At 68.6% G+C, this 15,582-nt stretch carries 17 protein-coding genes and 2 pseudogenes; 9 read left to right on the plus strand and 10 right to left on the minus strand.

The window, feature by feature from the left end; all coding sequences use genetic code 11:
• Positions 1-45: 45 nt before the first annotated feature.
• Both ACFVT2_RS36595 and ACFVT2_RS36600 read right to left on the minus strand, forming a co-directional pair.
• Positions 46-477 carry an Rrf2 family transcriptional regulator gene (locus ACFVT2_RS36595; protein WP_390025204.1) on the minus strand — a complete coding sequence of 144 codons (432 nt, stop codon included), beginning with the start codon at positions 475-477 and terminating at the stop codon, positions 46-48.
• 86 nt (positions 478-563) lie between these two features.
• Positions 564-1,412 (minus strand): helix-turn-helix domain-containing protein, encoded by an 849-nt coding sequence (locus ACFVT2_RS36600; RefSeq protein ID WP_390025206.1) that lies wholly within the window; start codon positions 1,410-1,412, stop codon positions 564-566.
• Between the two features lie 135 nt (positions 1,413-1,547).
• Here ACFVT2_RS36600 and ACFVT2_RS36605 point away from each other — a divergent pair, with 135 nt between their 5' ends.
• On the plus strand, positions 1,548-2,294 hold the full coding sequence (locus ACFVT2_RS36605; protein WP_390025208.1) for an SDR family oxidoreductase: 747 nt from the start codon (positions 1,548-1,550) through the stop codon (positions 2,292-2,294).
• Between the two features lie 337 nt (positions 2,295-2,631).
• On the opposite strand, the gene ACFVT2_RS36610 is transcribed toward ACFVT2_RS36605, so the two are convergent.
• Positions 2,632-3,258: a CGNR zinc finger domain-containing protein gene (locus tag ACFVT2_RS36610; protein WP_390025210.1), complete on the minus strand. Its 627-nt coding sequence runs from the start codon at positions 3,256-3,258 to the stop codon at positions 2,632-2,634.
• A gap of 153 nt (positions 3,259-3,411) precedes the next feature.
• Between ACFVT2_RS36610 and ACFVT2_RS36615 the strand changes: the two genes are divergently transcribed.
• Both ACFVT2_RS36615 and ACFVT2_RS36620 read left to right on the plus strand, forming a co-directional pair.
• Complete coding sequence (locus ACFVT2_RS36615; protein WP_390025212.1) at positions 3,412-4,119, plus strand: alpha/beta fold hydrolase; 708 nt, start codon at positions 3,412-3,414, stop codon at positions 4,117-4,119.
• Positions 4,120-4,183: 64 nt separating this feature from the next.
• Positions 4,184-5,050, plus strand: a complete 867-nt coding sequence (locus ACFVT2_RS36620) for an alpha/beta fold hydrolase (protein WP_390025214.1) — start codon at positions 4,184-4,186, stop codon at positions 5,048-5,050.
• A 256-nt stretch (positions 5,051-5,306) separates the two neighbouring features.
• Here ACFVT2_RS36620 and ACFVT2_RS36625 read toward each other — a convergent pair whose 3' ends face one another.
• On the minus strand, positions 5,307-5,606 hold the full coding sequence (locus ACFVT2_RS36625; protein ID WP_390025216.1) for a hypothetical protein: 300 nt from the start codon (positions 5,604-5,606) through the stop codon (positions 5,307-5,309).
• 15 nt (positions 5,607-5,621) lie between these two features.
• Between ACFVT2_RS36625 and ACFVT2_RS36630 the strand changes: the two genes are divergently transcribed.
• The 3 genes and pseudogenes from ACFVT2_RS36630 to ACFVT2_RS36640 all read left to right on the plus strand — a co-directional run bounded on the left by ACFVT2_RS36630 (position 5,622) and on the right by ACFVT2_RS36640 (position 7,718).
• Positions 5,622-5,816, plus strand: a complete 195-nt coding sequence (locus tag ACFVT2_RS36630; protein WP_390025218.1) for a hypothetical protein — start codon at positions 5,622-5,624, stop codon at positions 5,814-5,816.
• Positions 5,817-6,247: 431 nt separating this feature from the next.
• A pseudogene (locus ACFVT2_RS36635) lies at positions 6,248-6,505 on the plus strand (MFS transporter); the annotation flags it as partial.
• A gap of 370 nt (positions 6,506-6,875) precedes the next feature.
• Complete coding sequence (locus tag ACFVT2_RS36640; protein ID WP_390025220.1) at positions 6,876-7,718, plus strand: alpha/beta fold hydrolase; 843 nt, start codon at positions 6,876-6,878, stop codon at positions 7,716-7,718.
• A 584-nt stretch (positions 7,719-8,302) separates the two neighbouring features.
• Here the strand turns inward: ACFVT2_RS36640 and ACFVT2_RS36645 are convergent.
• From ACFVT2_RS36645 to ACFVT2_RS36660, 4 genes are all read right to left on the minus strand, one after another.
• On the minus strand, positions 8,303-8,524 hold the full coding sequence (locus ACFVT2_RS36645; RefSeq protein ID WP_390025222.1) for a hypothetical protein: 222 nt from the start codon (positions 8,522-8,524) through the stop codon (positions 8,303-8,305).
• 4 nt (positions 8,525-8,528) lie between these two features.
• Positions 8,529-9,587 carry a Dyp-type peroxidase gene (locus ACFVT2_RS36650; protein WP_390025224.1) on the minus strand — a complete coding sequence of 353 codons (1,059 nt, stop codon included), beginning with the start codon at positions 9,585-9,587 and terminating at the stop codon, positions 8,529-8,531.
• 95 nt (positions 9,588-9,682) lie between these two features.
• Positions 9,683-10,666: a tetratricopeptide repeat protein gene (locus ACFVT2_RS36655; RefSeq protein ID WP_390025226.1), complete on the minus strand. Its 984-nt coding sequence runs from the start codon at positions 10,664-10,666 to the stop codon at positions 9,683-9,685.
• 89 nt (positions 10,667-10,755) lie between these two features.
• Entirely contained in the window at positions 10,756-11,799 is a 1,044-nt protein-coding gene (locus ACFVT2_RS36660) for a DUF4331 family protein (RefSeq protein ID WP_390025228.1), read from the minus strand.
• Between ACFVT2_RS36660 and ACFVT2_RS36665 the strand changes: the two genes are divergently transcribed.
• Positions 11,798-12,055 (plus strand): nuclear transport factor 2 family protein, encoded by a 258-nt coding sequence (locus ACFVT2_RS36665; protein ID WP_390025230.1) that lies wholly within the window; start codon positions 11,798-11,800, stop codon positions 12,053-12,055. The genes ACFVT2_RS36660 and ACFVT2_RS36665 overlap by 2 nt on opposite strands.
• 160 nt (positions 12,056-12,215) lie before the next feature.
• On the opposite strand, the gene ACFVT2_RS36670 is transcribed toward ACFVT2_RS36665, so the two are convergent.
• Both ACFVT2_RS36670 and ACFVT2_RS36675 read right to left on the minus strand, forming a co-directional pair.
• Complete coding sequence (locus tag ACFVT2_RS36670) at positions 12,216-13,109, minus strand: LLM class flavin-dependent oxidoreductase (protein WP_390025232.1); 894 nt, start codon at positions 13,107-13,109, stop codon at positions 12,216-12,218.
• 182 nt (positions 13,110-13,291) lie between these two features.
• Entirely contained in the window at positions 13,292-14,233 is a 942-nt protein-coding gene (locus ACFVT2_RS36675) for an alpha/beta hydrolase family protein (RefSeq protein ID WP_390025234.1), read from the minus strand.
• Between the two features lie 276 nt (positions 14,234-14,509).
• Here ACFVT2_RS36675 and ACFVT2_RS36680 point away from each other — a divergent pair, with 276 nt between their 5' ends.
• Together ACFVT2_RS36680 and ACFVT2_RS36685 are read left to right on the plus strand one after the other, a co-directional pair.
• The gene (locus ACFVT2_RS36680) at positions 14,510-15,100 is read left to right on the plus strand and encodes a TetR/AcrR family transcriptional regulator (RefSeq protein ID WP_390025236.1); all 591 of its coding nucleotides are present in this window, start codon (positions 14,510-14,512) and stop codon (positions 15,098-15,100) included.
• Positions 15,101-15,160: 60 nt separating this feature from the next.
• Positions 15,161-15,388 (plus strand): annotated as a pseudogene (locus tag ACFVT2_RS36685) (IS701 family transposase); the annotation flags it as partial.
• Positions 15,389-15,582: the final 194 nt, after the last annotated feature.

Here is a 15,582-nt window from a genome sequence, read left to right on the forward strand (position 1 = left end):
AGCGGCGCGGGAGTTCCCGTCGCCGACAGGGCGTGATGATCGAAGCTAGGCGGCTTTCAGGACGTCCTGCAGCACGTCCTCGAGGGTGGTTCTCGTCAGCTCCTTGCGGAGGGCGGCCTCGACCCCTTCGTAGACGGCGGTCATCGCCGGTGTGATGCCGTGACCAACGACGCACTCAGGGTCAGGCTGGGCTGGATGAAGGGCGAAGATCGGCCCTGACTCCACCGCCTCGTAGACGTCGAGCAGAGTGATCGCCGAGAGGTCCCGCGACAGCGTCCAGCCGGCACCGGCACCCCTACGCGAGTCGGCCAGGCCGGCCTTGCGCAGTTGGCCCAGCAGGCGGCGGACCACCACGGGGTTGGTGTTGACGCTCGTCGCGATCTGTTCGGACGTGGCGACCTCATGGCCGCGGCGTTGGTACAGCCCGATCCAGGTCAGGGCGTGTGCACCGACGGTCAATCTACTGTTGGCGCTCACGTCACCCCTCACCTCCATCCATGTCGTAACTCTAATGGTTACGACTGCCCGCGGCAAGCCCCCGAGGATTTCCGTTGCGGATGCCGCTACCGCTGCCCCGCGACGACTCCTTGATCGCCCCCCGCGCCGTGGGCGTCCAGCAGGGCCAGGCGGTGGGCGTCGGGGCTTCCGGGCTCTGCGGTGCCGACCAAGAGGCACTGGCCGGGCGCGTCCTGTACTTCGAAGGTCTGGTAGGCGAGCGTCAGTTGTCCCGCCTGCGGATGGTGGAAGGTCTTGGTCCTGTTGCCCAGACGGCCGACGTTCTGGTGGCTCCACAGCGTCGCGAACTCCTCGCTCTCCGCGAGCAGGTCATCGATCAGGGCGGCCGTGCGGGGGTCGTGCCGCTCGTGGCCGTGGGCCAGCCGCAGCGCGGCGACGGTGTCACGGGCCACGGTGTGCCAGTCGGCGAACAACTCCCGGGCCGCGGCGTCGCAGAAGAGGGAACGGGACATGCCGCGCGGGTCCGCGAGCGGGGAGAGCAGGGCGTCGGCCAGGGCGTTCGATGCGAGGACGTCCAGGCGTCGGTTGATCACGTAGGCCACTGCCGCCGGGAAGGCGTCCATCAGCCGCAGCAGTTCCGGTGCGACCCGCTCCTCGTCCGGCGAAGGGGCTTGGGGCCTTGGCACGAGCCCGGCCAGGCGGTAGGCGTGCCAGCAGGCGTCGGAATCCAAGTGCAGGGAACGGGCGAGGGCATCGACGACCTGACCGGAAGGGTGCCGCTCGCGGCCCTGCTCCAGACGGGCGTAGTAGTCGGCGCTGACACCCGCCAGGACGGCCACCTCTTCGCGCCGCAGCCCGCTGACCCGGCGGCCTCGGGAGCGGGGAAGGCCCACGTCGGCCGGGCTGAGCCGGGAGCGACGGGCCAGCAGGAATTCCCCCAGTTCGTTGCCGCTCATGCCCGGATCGTAGTCGTCGGTTCCCAGGAGCGGCGCACCCAGGAAGACCCGTCCTGCCCCCTGCGCGCGATCGCCCGCATCCTGGCGGCACCGGCCGACGCACCACGCGGCCGTCGGCGCCACGAAGGGAAGAACATGCCCCACCCGTCCACCACCATGGCCGCTCCGAAGGTGGTCCTGATCACCGGGGCCAGTAGCGGTATCGGCGAGGCCACCGCCAGACGGCTTGCTGCCGCGGGCCACCACGTGGTTCTCGGGGCACGGCGCACCGATCGCCTCGCCGCCCTCGCCAAGGACATCGAGGCCCGGGCGGGCAGTGCCTTCCCGCACGAGTTGGACGTGACCGACCCGGCCAGCGTGCGGTCCTTCGTCGCAGCCGCCCACGACCGGTACGGGCGCATCGACGTCCTGGTCAACAACGCCGGCGTCATGCCGTTGTCGCGCCTGGACGCACTGAGGGTCGACGAGTGGAACCGCATGATCGACGTGAACCTGCGCGGAGTCCTGCACGGCATCGCCGCCGTCCTGCCGATCATGCACGCCCAGCGCAGCGGACACATCATGAACATCTCCTCCGTCTCCGGACTGAAGGTCGACCCGACCGCAGCCGTCTACAGCGCCACCAAACACGCCGTACGCGCCCTGTCGGAAGGACTGCGCCAGGAGAGCAGGGAGCTGCGGGTCACCGTGATCAGCCCGGGCCTGACCCGCAGCGAGCTGACCGGGTCCATCGGCGACAGCAGAGTCAAGGACGCGGTGGAGGAGCAGATGGGCATCGCGATCCCCGCCGCCGCGATCGGCGAAGCAGTCCACTACGCCCTCACCCAGCCCGCCGACGTGGACGTCAACGAACTCGTCGTCCGGCCCACCGCCCAAGGCTGAAGGACCGTGTACATGCGTCACGGAGAGGCGGCACCGATGGTGACCGAACAGCAGGTTCGCGACTGGGTCGGAGGATACGTGCGGGCCTGGACCACCTGCGCCACCCCAAAGCGTGTTACAGAAGGCCGCAATCAGGCCAATTACCCTGTACGGGTGGGATCTTGAGGCCGCGACGCACGCCTGGCCAACCGGGCACCGGCCTGACCCTCGGCAATCCAGCGTCACCTTGACGAGCCGAAGTCAGTAACGGCAGTCGCCCCCCGTCCTCGACGGAGCCAGGACGGCGGCCACCAGGCGGTCACGGAACCAAGCGGTGCCCCGGGCGAGGTAGCCGGCCTCAGCGTGGTGCCTTGGCGCGGTTTCGGTGAGCCTCTTGCTTCGCGCGGTTGCCGCAGGTCGCCATACTGCACCAGCGGCGAGCGCGGCTCCGGGTATGGTCCGCGAACATCAGTGTGCAGGCCGACCCCTGGCACGCCTTGACGTTCGTGAAGTCCTCCTGGCTGACGACCCCCGCGAGCGCCTGTCCGATCGGCAGCAGCAGCGACTCCGGTGTCCGCCATCGGCGCTCCGTGCGAAGTTTCAGACCGTTGGAGCCTGCAGGTCCGCCGGCCACGATCCGCACGAACTGTTCATCGCGCGCGAGCAGTTGATTGAGCGGGTCCAGATCGCGCGCGTCCTCGGACCGGACAGCCCGCCCCTTCCGCACGTTGACGAACCCCCGGAACCATTCCCGAAGGGTTCTCGCCTGGGCGGCGACAAGGTCCATCTCCCCTGGCATGGCCTCCGCTCGCAGTTTCTCGAGCACCTCGGCCGGCACCAGCTCTGCCTGGTCCAGCCATGCCACCAGGCCCTCGCCGTCGGCGATCCAGTCGACCTGGGCACCTGCCGGGGTGGCGAGCGAGTTCAGGAAGTCCAGGCCGAGCGCGTCGGCGATGAAGATGGCCGGCGGCCGGTGGTCCGACACGGAACACGCTCCATGGGTCGATGTCAGCCTCGAATCGAGAGTAACCACTCTGTCGGCTCTTGACAAGTTACAAACGACCTACCTAACCTTCAAAACGTCGCCAAGGCGGTTATGGGCTGAGCTTCGAGGCGACCGGATCCAGAGGAGTGGGCAATGTCCCTCAACGACATGTCCGTGGTGCTCGTACACGGCGCATGGGCGGACGGTTCGAGCTGGAGCAAGGTGATCGGCCCCTTGCGGGATGCCGGTACGAACGTGGTCGCGGCACAGCTGCCGCTGACGTCGCCGGCAGCGGACGTGGCTACGCTGGAGCGGACGCTCGATCGGGTCGAAGGCCAGGTCGTGCTGGTCGGCCACGCCTATGCCGGCGCCGTGATCGCCGAGACGCGCAACCCGAAAGTGCAAGCCCTCGCGTACGTCGCCGCGCTCGCGCCGGACGAGGGCGAGACGGTCGCCGCCGTCTTCGGCCGCGCCGAGCCGCACCCGAAGGCCCCCGTGCTCAACCCCGACCCCGACGGCCTGATCTGGCTCCCGCAGGAGGCGTTCGCAGCCGCGTTCGCGCAGCGCGCCACCACCGAGGAGCAGGCAGTTCTCGCAGCCGTCCAGCGACCGATCGCCCTGTCCAACATCACCGTTGAGGTCCAGCGACCGCTATGGAAGGACCGGCCGAGCTGGTTCCTCGTGGCCGAGGAGGACCGCATGATCGCCCCTGAGACCCAACGGTTCATGGCCGGGCGGATGTCGGCCCGTCAGGTGTCGAAGCCGGTCGACCACACGCCGATGGTCACCGCCCCCAACGTCGTCGTGGACATCATCCTGGACGCCGCCCGCAGCGTGTCGACGACCGGGAAGTCCGAGTGACCGAGCCGAGAAGGTAACCGGACTAGAGATACTTAACCAGTTAAAAAGTCAAGGGAGAAACACCATGACGTCCATCGCCTACCGCTCGGCAAACGTCGACGGCCTGAGCATCTTCTACCGCGAGGCCGGTCCCGCCGACGCCCCGACACTGCTGCTGTTGCACGGCTTCCCAAGCGCAAGCCACATGTTTCGCGACCTCATCCCCCACCTGGCCGGACGGTTCCACCTCGTGGCCGCCGACCTGCCCGGTTTCGGCCAGTCCGACATGCCACCGCGCAACGACTTCAACTACACCTTCGAGCACATCGCGGGCGTCATCGACCGCTTCACCGAGGTGATCGGCCTGGACCGTTTCGCGCTCTACGTCTTCGACTACGGCGCGCCGACCGGCTTCCGGATCGCGGCCAAGCACCCGGAGCGGATCACCGCGATCATCTCGCAGAACGGCAACGCCTACGAGGAAGGCCTGAGCGAGGGCTGGAACCCGATCCGTGCCTACTGGCAGGACCGGTCGCCGGTCCACCGCGACGCGCTGCGCCGCTTCCTGTCGCCTGACACCACCCGCTGGCAGTACACACACGGTACAGCCGATCCGACTGCGGTCTCCCCGGACGGCATGACACTTGACGACGCGTACCTGGCGCGACCCGGCGCCGACGAGATTCAACTGGATCTCTTCGGCGACTACCACACCAACGTCGCGCTCTACCCGGCCTTCCAGAAGTACTTCCGGCAGCACCAGCCGCCGTTCCTGGCCGCGTGGGGCCGGAACGACCCGTTCTTCCTGCCCGCCGGCGCCGAGGCGTTCAAGCGCGACCTCCCCGACGCCGTCATCCGCCTCCTCGACACCGGCCACTTCGCCCTGGAGACCCATGCCGAGGAGATCGCGACAGCCATCGACGAGTTCCTCACCCGAGAGAGCGTTGGGTAATCGATCAACTCCTTGGGGCGATGGGCCGGTGGTGATCTTCGCGGGCGAGCCGTCCGCGAAGATCACCAGTGGATGAACTGCCTGCCCCAGGCCGCCGAGCCGTGCTCAGGCCGGACGCCAGATGCGGCACCGGCCGCGCCCGGTCGGCCTCTGACGGCTCGCCTCGCCTCACGCGGATCAGGACGACAGGCACACCAGGCAGCCATACGACCCGTCGGACACGCCCCGGGCGTCCCCGGCAGCTGGAGACCTGCGGCTACTGCCCTGTGTCGGTGATGGTCTGTCCGCTGGGGCCGAGGGTGGTGAGGTGCCCGGTGAGCGCGGCGACGGCGCGGCCGTCATTGCGGCGGTGGTAGATGTCGATGGCCGCGTCCAGATGAGGCGCTGCGTCCGCGCTACGACCGTTGCGGGTGAGGAACGCGGCGTACTGGGAGTGGGCCTGGCCGAGGAGGAGGTCGTCGCCGGTAGTGGTGCTCAGCGCGATCAACTCGTGCCAGATCGCCTCGGCTTCGTGGGCACGGCCGAGGCTGCCGAGGGAGAGGGCTTCGAAGAGCATGGCGCCGCGGGCCCGTTGGGTAAGGGGCTGGCGGGTGAGCAGGTGGCGGACGCGGCGGGCTCCTTCCTCGCACCCGAGCTGATCGCCCCCGGTCACTGCACCGGCTGGCGCGCCCAGCACACCCTCGCCGCAGCCCTCCCGGACGCACGGGTGCAGACCAGCGTCGGAACCACCTACACACTCAGCGCCCCACAGGCGGGTGATGCCTGATCCCGCCTCAGCAGTCCCGGCTCAACCGGTGCAACAGGAAGTCAGCGTCGACGGTACGCGAACGGGCTGCCGGGGGTACCTCGGACGGCACCCGGGCGGTGGAAGCCGACCGGCTCTCCTGTCGCTGCAGAAATCGGGGAGGCCGGCGTCCAGGAGGACGGTGCCGGGGATCCGGTGCGGGTGCTGGCTGACGGGCTGCGCCTTGGGGGCCGTGACGGCGTGTCGGGCTGTGTCCCAGTCCGCTCATCTTCCGTCAGCTCGGCGCGGGCGCCGCACCGTCGAGGACAAGGTCGATGATCCGCAGGCTTACCTGTTCCGGGTCGAGCTGGTCGGTGCCGCCCGATGCCATACGGACGAGGGGGGGGAGACGAGGAGGTCGGAGATCAGGTCGGGGTCGACGTCGGGGCAGATCTCGCCTCGTTCCACCCCGCTTCGGCTTCGTCAACGCACCGATCACGTACACGGCGGTGTCCGGAATGCCGCGCGCCCAAGCCGGGGCGGCCGCCGCGGTCGCCGCCACCAGCCGCCAGGTCGGCACCTCCCTCGGCATCGCGGTGATCGGCACCACGGTCGCCTCCGGGGCCCGCCCGGCAGCCTGGTGGATCACCGCCGGCTGCGGAGGGGCCGTCGCGATCCTCGGCATCGTGGCCTCCGGCCGCTGGGCCGCCGCCACCGCCGAACGCGCCGCCGCAACTCAATCATTTGCGCCCTCGCCCAAACCGCAAGCGCGGTGCCAACCATCGGGCTCCGTGCCCTCCAGCCCGGCGAGAACCCCGCGCTCCAACAGCGACGGCCTGTCGAGCAGCCACCACAACCGCTGCCGCTCATCCAGCACGACATCGGATGCGAGGCAAGCACAGACGCGCGAAGATGGTGATCTGCGGCATATGGCGGAACGCGGACCATCACGCTTTCCGCGTCTGAGGCCCCGTCCCGGTTCGCGTCGCCGACCGCATACGGCAATCGCGGTCGCTGTTGCCGACGTCTTCCGCACGATCTTCAGTGTTCCCAGTCGCCTGACAGGCCAACTTCACTTGTACGCCAAGGAAGTGGAAGCACATGACCGTCTCTGGAATCCTGGCATCCAGCAAGGGCAGACTGGCCCTCGGAGTGGCACTCCTCTCCGCCCTGACCGTGATGCCGACTCACGCCGCAGACGATCTCGGCAGGGCCCCCACGGGCCAGAAGCCGACCGTGGTGCTCGTACACGGCGCGTTCGCCGACGGGTCCAGCTGGAATGCAGTGGTGCAGCGCCTGCAGCAGGACGGCTACCAGGTCATCGCCCCACCCAACACGCTGCGCGGCATACCCCAGGACTCCACATACCTGAACAGCCTCCTCAAAACCATCAAGGGACCGATCGTCCTCGTCGGACACTCCTACGCCGGCGAAGTGATCTCACAGGCAGCCACCGGCGTCGACAACGTCAAAGCACTCGTGTACATCAACGCGATCATGCCGGACAAGGGAGAGTCCTTCGCCAGCCTCTCCGGCAAGTTCCCCGCCGCCCCGCTCACCAAGGCGCTGAAGCAGGTCCCGTTCCGCAACGGCGACGGCACCACGGGCACCGACGTGTACATCCAGCCCGCCAGACTCCACGCCAGCTTCGCCCAGGACCTCTCCCAGCAGCAGGCGTCCGTCATGGCAGCGACACAGCGCCCGATCGCACAGTCGGCCTTCACCGACAAGCTCACCGCGGCAGCCTGGCGGGACAAGCCCGTCTACGTGCTCGTCGGCAAGCAGGACCGGGCCATCAACCCGAGCCTCGAGCGGTACGAGGCCAAACGCGCACACGCACGCAAGACGGTGGAGATCAACTCTTCGCACGTGTCCCTGGTCTCCCACCCCCAAGCCGTCACGGATCTCATCCTCAGCGCGGCCCACGAATCCGGCCACCAGTAGACGAATAGGCATGACCTGCCACAGCCGCGGGTTGCGGTTCTCCCCCGCGGCTCCTGCCGTCACAAACAACGGCCGGCGGGCTCGCGGAGTGTGTCGGCCACGCCTGCACGGTGTCGGATACCGCATCCTGTTCGGCAACTCGCGGGACTGATCCAAACGGAGAGCGCCCTGGTCACACACGGTGGGCATCAAATCCTGGAAGTCCGGCCGGTAACGGGCTCGCCGATAGCCTTCAACTGCCCGCCACTGTACCCACCTCGTTCCAGTCCCGCAGCTGCCGCCAGCAGGGCACGCCCGACCTGTTTCAGCACCGCCAGTAAGGGCGACCAGGGCCCCTACCTCTTGCCTTCCTCGGCGCCGTGCTTGCCCTGACCTTCGTGATCGCGGTCGTCACCGCGTGCCCCGGCGGGCAGCGACCTGACGGTCGGAATGGCAATTCTGTTGATTCAGGCCACTAACTATCTGTCAGTCGCATTGCTGGAGGATGACGCGATGCCCAGCTGCTGGCAGTCGGCTTCATTCATCTGTGGACAGGCAGCCACCCACAACAGCCGTGGGTCCATTGATGCGATCGTTGGGCCGGCTCAGGCGCCAGGGTTCGCCAGCCAACGCAGCGCGCTGAGGCTCGGCAGGAAGAAGTACTCTCCGCCGCGGGTGATAACAAAACGCTCTACGCCGTGCAGGCGGCGCCGGATGGGGTGCTGCGGGATCGTGAAGATGCCCGTGCCGTCGTTATTGCCCGTGAGCAGGTCCTTCTCCTGGTCGAGGCCGGTGAAATGGCCGTCGTTCAACCATTGCGACTTCACGAATTCAAACTGCCGGTCGAGGCGCGAGCCGATGAAGACGAAGACGATGCCACGGTCGGCGCCGTCGTCGTCCAGGATGCCGGCCTGAAAGTGGGGGGCCGTAGTTGGTGCCCCGTCGAATCATGTGGTGCAGGCGGATGTCGCCGATGATCTCTGAGTCGCGCGGGTTGGCTCGCCTGGCGTGGGCGCCGTGGGGGCAGATCGTGCCACGCGGATCGGACTCGTAGCGGAAGTCGTTGTTGCGTTGGTCGTCCGCTCCCAGGGCCGGGTCGTCGTGCTCGGGCGCCAGGATCAACGGGGCGCCGCTCTGCCAGCGGCCCACGATCTTGGCGGCGAGCAGCGACTCTTCCTCCGGGTTGCCGGAGTTGTCGTGGAGATACCGGCGGAAGGCCGCGACGCGCGTGTGCAGCTTTCGCCAGGCCACGAAGGTGCCGTTGCGGCCCAGCTCGGCTGGCTGCGGCATCGGTGGCAGGTTTCCGGTCTCGTCGCGATAGCCGAGCACGAATTCGCCTGCCTTGAGCACGGAACCGTCACCGGGCGGACTCTCGGCACCGCTGCCTTCGATCGTGGGGTTGCCGATGCCGTCCTTGTAGCCGAAGCTGGTGCGCCCGGTGGACAGCTGGTAGAAGTCCTGCCGATGGACGACCTGAAGACCGGGAAGCTGTGCGTGGGCCTTGCGCGCACGTTCGAGGACGACCGCCAATGACTCCTGGTCGGCGGCCAGGAGGGACAGCACGACGTGTACCTGGCCGGTGCCGAAGGGCGGCTCCCAGCGTGCGGGCGCGCTCTCCTCGGTGTCACCGATGAATTCGGCGCGCGCCGCCATGCCTTGCCGGAACTCCTCGGGGAAGGTGTTCAGGGCGGCCGGCGAGACCTGGAGCGCTTCGAGCCCTCGATACGTCAGTCCGGCGTTGAGGAGTGCGGGCAGGTCCGGTTGCCACCAGTTGGCAGCGGAGTCGACCAGCTCGGCCAGACGCCCCATCAACTCGCGCCCGGCGCTGGGATCGTCCACACGCAGCAGGATGTAGGTGCCGACGTACGGGGAGGGCCGGTTGCGCAGCACGATGCCCTGAATCTCGTCCAGCTGCAGCGGTGGGGCTTCAGTCGCTGTCATGAGGTCCTTCCGGTCAGCTATCGGCGACTTTGTACCAATTGCAGCTACTTTCGATGCTGTCCGACACGGCACATCGCGCGATTGACGAGCGCCTGAGCGCGCGGGGTCGCTCGGAGCGCAAGGTTCCACCGCGCGAGCCGAAGCGCTCGCTGGGGATCGCCGCCGACGGTCAGCCAGAACTCCGCCGCATGATCGGCGTACGCCTCGGGGTGGCGCGCCATCAACTCCTCGTAGCGCACGGCAGCGTGGGCACGCCAGAACCGAGCCTCCGCCGACGCCTCGGACCTGCCCAGGAGGCGGGCAAGCCGGGTCGCGTAGTCGGGATCGTCGCTGACGAGGGCCAGCCGGCGCAGGCGCCCTGTCGCCACGGCCGTCCTGCCTTCGGCGGCGTCGGTCTCAGCGAGGTGGCCCTGGGCCGGCACATAGGACGGCAGTCGGCGAGCGGCCGACTCCAGCCAGGCGCGCGCGCTCACCAGACCGCCCTGGACCAGCCACATCTGCCCGCACTGGAATTCGAGAACCGCGAGTGGAAAGGGGCTGATCCCGCGGTAGGCGCATCTCGCCGCCAAAAACCACCTCTCGGCCTCTTCGGTCTCGCCGCACTCGGCATGACAGCGGGCCATGGCACCGAGGGTCCTGAAGTCCTGCCTCCTCGACAGCCCCTGTCGATGCAGCGCAAGCGCGTATTCGTATTGCCCGACCGCCTGGCAGACGGCTGCTCGCTCCTCGTCCACGCTGCGCCGATCGAGCCCCAGCGCAGCCGCCGCGTCCAGATCGTCCAGCGCCGCCGCGAACCGGTGGAAAAGGCCCGCCAGCCTGGCGCGCGCCATGAGCGAGCGAGGATCGCGCGGCGCCTGGTCGGCGAACGTCTCGGCCAGCGATGCCGCGCGCTCGGCCTCGTCGATGCGACCCAGTACGTGCCCGCGCAGGGCGGTCAGCTCTACCAACTCGCCCCAGCCGTCGGCGGTGAGTCTTCCCTGTGTCGCCTGCGACGTCAGACCTTCGATGCGCGCGTCGAGGTTGCCCATGGCGATGACCCCGGCTGTCGTGGGCGGCCCGCCCGCAAGGCCGGGCCCCCTCTCACCGTCTGCAAGAGTGGCCGCCCTGGAACTGCTCATCAGCTTGCGGCGGCCGTCGGGACGGAAACGGGTTCGGGCGGGTCGGGGTTGGGCGGTGCCAGGTACGGGAACTCGCGCGAAGCCGGGACGGTCCCGTCGACGCCGTCGCTCACGCGCGGACCATGGCCCGCGTTGACGATCAGCGTGTAGAGCGTGTCGATGACATCGTCGTTGAGCGACCGGCCGCCACAGGTCTCATGCTCTCGTCCCTCCAGTAGGGCCCGCTCGATCTCGAAATAGCTGTCTTCGGCGTACGGCTTGGCCACGTCCACGACCAGGAAGTCCGCGAGCAGCAGCTCCGTCAGCGGATGCGTGCCGTCCGGCTGCGTCGTCCAGTCCGCCTTGCCGTCGAGGCCGTCGAAGAAGACCAGGTTGGCGTTGAGGCGTGAGCGATAGGCGGCCACGTAGCCCGGGCCCAGCCGGAACGGGTCTTCCTCGTTGTAGAGGTCGCGCAGGTCAACGACTTTATTGGCGGCGTCGACCCCGTTGTCTGACAGGAGAATGTTCTTGACCTCGGGGCGGCCGAGGCGTTCGAGGCGCACGGGATACGGTCCGACCGTGACGGTTTCCGCCGCAACGGCGAAGACGCTCCCCGAGGCCGCCCCGAACACCCCGGCGACGTCAAGCTCTGCCACGACGGTGAGGACGTCGGTGCCCTCCAGGGAGTTGGTGCCCTTCGGTACGAAGGCGAGCCGCCGCCTCGCCCGCGTCTCCACCTCCTTGGCCACGTCCATGAAGAAGGGATCCAGCCGCAGCCCGGCGTAGCACCGCACGTCCTGCCCCTCACCGCCCCGCTCGTCATTCACCAGCAACGAAACCGATTCTCCGTTGGGCAGCACGCACGTTCCCCGCTGCGTCAGCTCCCCGTCGTCATCCGGGCCGACCGGAATTGAGAAGGTGCAGGCAAGCGCGAATTCGTCGGTGCCGACATCGAGGAGTGAGCCGGAATCTCCCACGGGCGCGGATGCCGGACGGACGCGGAATCGATAGCTGGCAGCGTCGGAGAACAGGGCTCCCGGCCGCGCATTGGGAAAGACATTCATGGCTGGCCTGGCAGGCTTTCGCGTTGAGGATGTACGCGTCCATCACACTGCCGACCCCGAGGTGGTCATCGGCGAGTTCACCTACCGCGGCGACGCGGGCTGGACCATGCCGGGCATCATCGTCTTCCGGATCCGCGAAGGGCTGATCGTCGAGTCGCGGGACTACATCGACCATCTCGGGCTCGCTCGTGCCACAAACACACTCGACGCCCTCTGCACACAGCTGACAAGCGCCCAGGTAGATCGTCGCGGCTAAGAGCGACGAGTACGGCCGGGAGTTCGCGGGCGGTGCGCTGGACCACGGCGCAGTCTTCGCCCTGGTCGAGCAGGACTCGTACGGTGCGGAGTCCGGTGAACCGAAGACTCCGATGACGAGGATCATTGCTTGTCCGGTCGGGATCCTGGCGTTTTCGCGCTCATGCCGAGCAGTGTTCCTGGGGCGATCCGGTGATGAGTTCGTCGGCGACCCATCGTGCGACACCTGCGGGGTAGGGCGCCGGCAGGCCGAGGATGATGTGGTGGAACCCGGCGTTGGTGGCCTCGCCGATCGCGTTCCGGGTCGCGTCTGGGTGGCCGTAGGAGACCGGCAGCACGGTCGAGCGGGTGATGGCGGCGGGGTCACGGCCGATCTCGGCGCAGTAGCGGTCCAGTAGCGCGCTGCGCCGTACTGCGTCGTCGATGTCGCCGCCGGGGATGTTCCACACGTCGGCGTGCTGGGCCACGACCCGCAGCGTCGAGGCGGCGCGTCCGCCGATGAGGAGGGGCGGGTGCGGGCGTTGAACGGGCTTGGGATTCCCGAAGGCGCCGGTCAGCTGGATGTGGGTGCCGTGGAAGTCGAACGGTTCGGCCTCGACCCACAGCCGCCGGATCACGGTGCAGGCTTCGGCGAGGTGGGCCACGGCGCGGTCTGTGTCACGGAAGGGCAGGCCATGGGCTTCGTACTCGCGCCGGGCGCCGGGGTGGCTGGGGCGCGATCCGACGCCGATGCCGAAGTCGAGGCGTCCGCCGGAGACGACGTCGACGGTCGCGGCGATCTTGGCCAGTAGCGCGGGCGGACGGAAGCGGTTGCTCGTCACGAGCACGCCCAGGCGCAGTCGTCGGGTGTGGGCTGCGAGGGCGGAGAGGAGTGTCCAGCCTTCGTAGGCCACCCCGTTGGGGTCGCCGCCGATCGGCATGAGGTGATCGAACAGCCAGGCGTGCTCGATCTCCGGGATGGTGTCGGCCTCGCGCCACACCCGCAGGATGTCGTGGTATTCGACCTGCGAGGGAGCCGTCATGATCCCGAAGCGGGGAGGGAGGGATTGCGTCATGGGCGTTGGGTCCTTGTTCATTCGAATGCCGTGCGGTGCGGACTGCTTGGTGGTGTCGGCAGTCCCTGCCGGGGGCCGGTCGGGCGGGGCGGGCGCCACCTCGTGGTACAGGGAAGGGGCGCCCGGGTGCCCACTCCCCCTGTCGCGTACCGGCACCGCGCAGTGGGCCCTGGTGCGTTCGCCTACTTGCTCTGCAGCTTCCCCAGCGCGTTGGGGTCGCCTTCGAGTGCGGTGGCCGCCGCCTTCCAGCCGGCGTCCTCGCCGTGCAGGGCACTGCGGAGGAAGGCCGTGGTGAGGTGCTGGATCAGGGCGACGCGCTCGGGACTCTCGTCCGTCGTCTCGGCGACCTGGTGGCCGGGGATGCCGCCGAGCGAGTGCTCCGCTCGGAACAGGGTGAGCAGGCTCTTGTTCACCGGGCTGTGGGTGTAGGGGTCGGTGAACCAGTCCGGTCCGCGGGTGGACAGGTGGGACTGGTCGTGGTCGCCGGCGACGATGAGGGCCGGTGTGGTCATGGTGGTGAAGGACGGCTTCATGAAGGGGAAGTGCTCGGCGGCGAACGGGGTCAGGTCGTCGCCGAGGCCGGTCAGGGCGAGCAGCACACCGGCCGTGACGCGGGGGTCGGACATGTCCTCGCCGGGCGTGCCGTCGGAGTCGAGGACGCGGGCGCCCAGCAGCGTGCTCGCTGTCTGGGCTCCCCAGGAGTGGCCGGCCACGGCGATGCGGTCGCGGTCGAGTCGTCCGGCGAGGCCGGGCACGGAGGCTTCCAGAACGTCGAGTTCGTCGAGCGCGCGGGTGAGGTCTTCGATGCGGAAGCGCCAGATCCGCGGCGTGCGGGGGTCCTCGGCGGGGATGCCGAGTGTGCGGGAGTCGAGGTGGGTGGGCTGGATGACCACGAAGCCGTGTGCGGCCCAGTGGTCCGCCAGCGGGGCGTAGCCGTCCATCGACCAGCCGAAGCCGTGGGAGAAGACGATGACGGGCAGGTTGCTGCCGGTCGCGGGGGCGGACACGCGGACCTGGAGGTCCTCGCCGCGGCCCGGGGCGGACAGGGCGACCGGCCGCGCGGATACCACCGTGGTGGGTGCGTCCGCGATCTGCTGGGCGTTCGCGGTGTTGGAGTCGGACATGGAGTTGCCTTCCGTTCGGTGTCTTCGCGCCGTCTGGTTCGTTGGCGGCGTCGCAGGACTGGCGCGGGTGGGGAGCGAGGAGTGCTTCTCGTGAGACGCCGCATCGGCGTCGGCTGCCGGCGGGCCGTGCTCTTCCGTGCGGGTGGAGCGTGATGGCGGCAGCAGCGGCCCTGGTGGGCCGCTCGCCGGTACCATCGAATGAAACGGAACGTCGCTCCGCTAACGATACGGAACGCTGTTCCGGTTTGCAATGCACGTCACGAAAGGAGTGCCGCAGTGAACGACAGCGGCCAGGGCCCGGGCACCTCGACCCAGTCCAAGCGCAAGGACGCCAGGCGCAACCAGCAGACCCTGCTGGACGCTGCCGCCGCGGTCTTCATCGCCTCGGGAGTGGAAGCGCCGGTCCGCGACATCGCAGCCCAGGCCGGAGTCGGCCTGGGCACGATCTACCGGCACTTCCCGACCCGGGCAGACCTTGTCATCGCCGTCTACCGACACCAGGTCGACGCCTGCGCCGAGGCCGGCCCGGCGCTACTGGCGGCCGGCCCAACACCCCATGCCGCCCTGGGGCGGTGGGTCGACCTCTTCGTCGACTTCCTGGTCACCAAACACGGCCTGGCCGCCGCCATGCAGGGGGACGGCGCCGGCTTCGAGACGCTGCACGCCTACTTCCTCGACCGCCTCCTGCCGGTGTGCACCCAGCTCCTCGACGCTGCCGCCGCCTCCGGTGAGATCCACTCCGGAATCGATGCCTACCAGCTCATGCGCGGCATCGGAAACCTCTGCATCGGCGCCGAGAGCGACCCCCGATACGACGCACGCCGACTCGCCTCACTCCTCGTCGCGGGGCTGAGTCAGACGCGATGACAGAGTTGTCCGGCGCCCGCCCTCGGCGGCTGTAGACCACGGGGCCGCGGCACACCCGCCGTGGTCCGCCTGGCGAAGATGCGTTGGCGGATCGAGCACGACTACCGGGAACTCAAGCACGGCCTCGACCTGGACCACTTCGAGGGCCGTTCCTGGACCGGCTGGCACCATCACGTCACCTTGGTCACAGCCGCCCACGCCTTCCTTACCGAACAGCGGCTCTCCCCAAAAGTCCACACACCGGCCTCTCGCTCTACCAAGTCCTGGACACCCTCCAGACCCTGCTGAACTGCTGGACCGGCACCTGCACCACCTGCCACCGCCCCCTACCAAGAACATCAGACCGACACAGCCCACCCAGACCCACACCGACCTAACGGAGTCCTACTAGTGTCCTGCGCCAGTAGTTGATCGTTAGTTGTTGTGTGACCTCTTCTTCTGCTGGTGCGTCAGTTCCTCGTCGGGGCCCGAAGCTGGAGCCG

This window comes from Streptomyces sp. NPDC058000 (genome assembly GCF_042886435.1).
Lineage (GTDB): Bacteria > Actinomycetota > Actinomycetes > Streptomycetales > Streptomycetaceae > Streptomyces.

Bases quoted from the DNA above. Each gene is read 5' to 3' on its own strand.
- ACFVT2_RS36670 (WP_390025232.1), bottom strand. From the start codon at position 13,109: ATGACGCAATCCCTCCCTCCCCGCTTCGGGATCATGACGGCTCCCTCG.
- ACFVT2_RS36640 (WP_390025220.1), top strand. From the start codon at position 6,876: ATGACCGTCTCTGGAATCCTGGCATCCAGCAAGGGCAGACTGGCCCTC.
- ACFVT2_RS36655 (WP_390025226.1), bottom strand. From the start codon at position 10,666: ATGGGCAACCTCGACGCGCGCATCGAAGGTCTGACGTCGCAGGCGACA.
- ACFVT2_RS36605 (WP_390025208.1), top strand. From the start codon at position 1,548: ATGCCCCACCCGTCCACCACCATGGCCGCTCCGAAGGTGGTCCTGATC.
- ACFVT2_RS36675 (WP_390025234.1), bottom strand. From the start codon at position 14,233: ATGTCCGACTCCAACACCGCGAACGCCCAGCAGATCGCGGACGCACCC.
- ACFVT2_RS36600 (WP_390025206.1), bottom strand. From the start codon at position 1,412: ATGAGCGGCAACGAACTGGGGGAATTCCTGCTGGCCCGTCGCTCCCGG.
- ACFVT2_RS36615 (WP_390025212.1), top strand. From the start codon at position 3,412: ATGTCCCTCAACGACATGTCCGTGGTGCTCGTACACGGCGCATGGGCG.
- ACFVT2_RS36625 (WP_390025216.1), bottom strand. From the start codon at position 5,606: ATGCTCTTCGAAGCCCTCTCCCTCGGCAGCCTCGGCCGTGCCCACGAA.
- ACFVT2_RS36665 (WP_390025230.1), top strand. From the start codon at position 11,798: ATGGCTGGCCTGGCAGGCTTTCGCGTTGAGGATGTACGCGTCCATCAC.
- ACFVT2_RS36620 (WP_390025214.1), top strand. From the start codon at position 4,184: ATGACGTCCATCGCCTACCGCTCGGCAAACGTCGACGGCCTGAGCATC.
- ACFVT2_RS36660 (WP_390025228.1), bottom strand. From the start codon at position 11,799: ATGAATGTCTTTCCCAATGCGCGGCCGGGAGCCCTGTTCTCCGACGCT.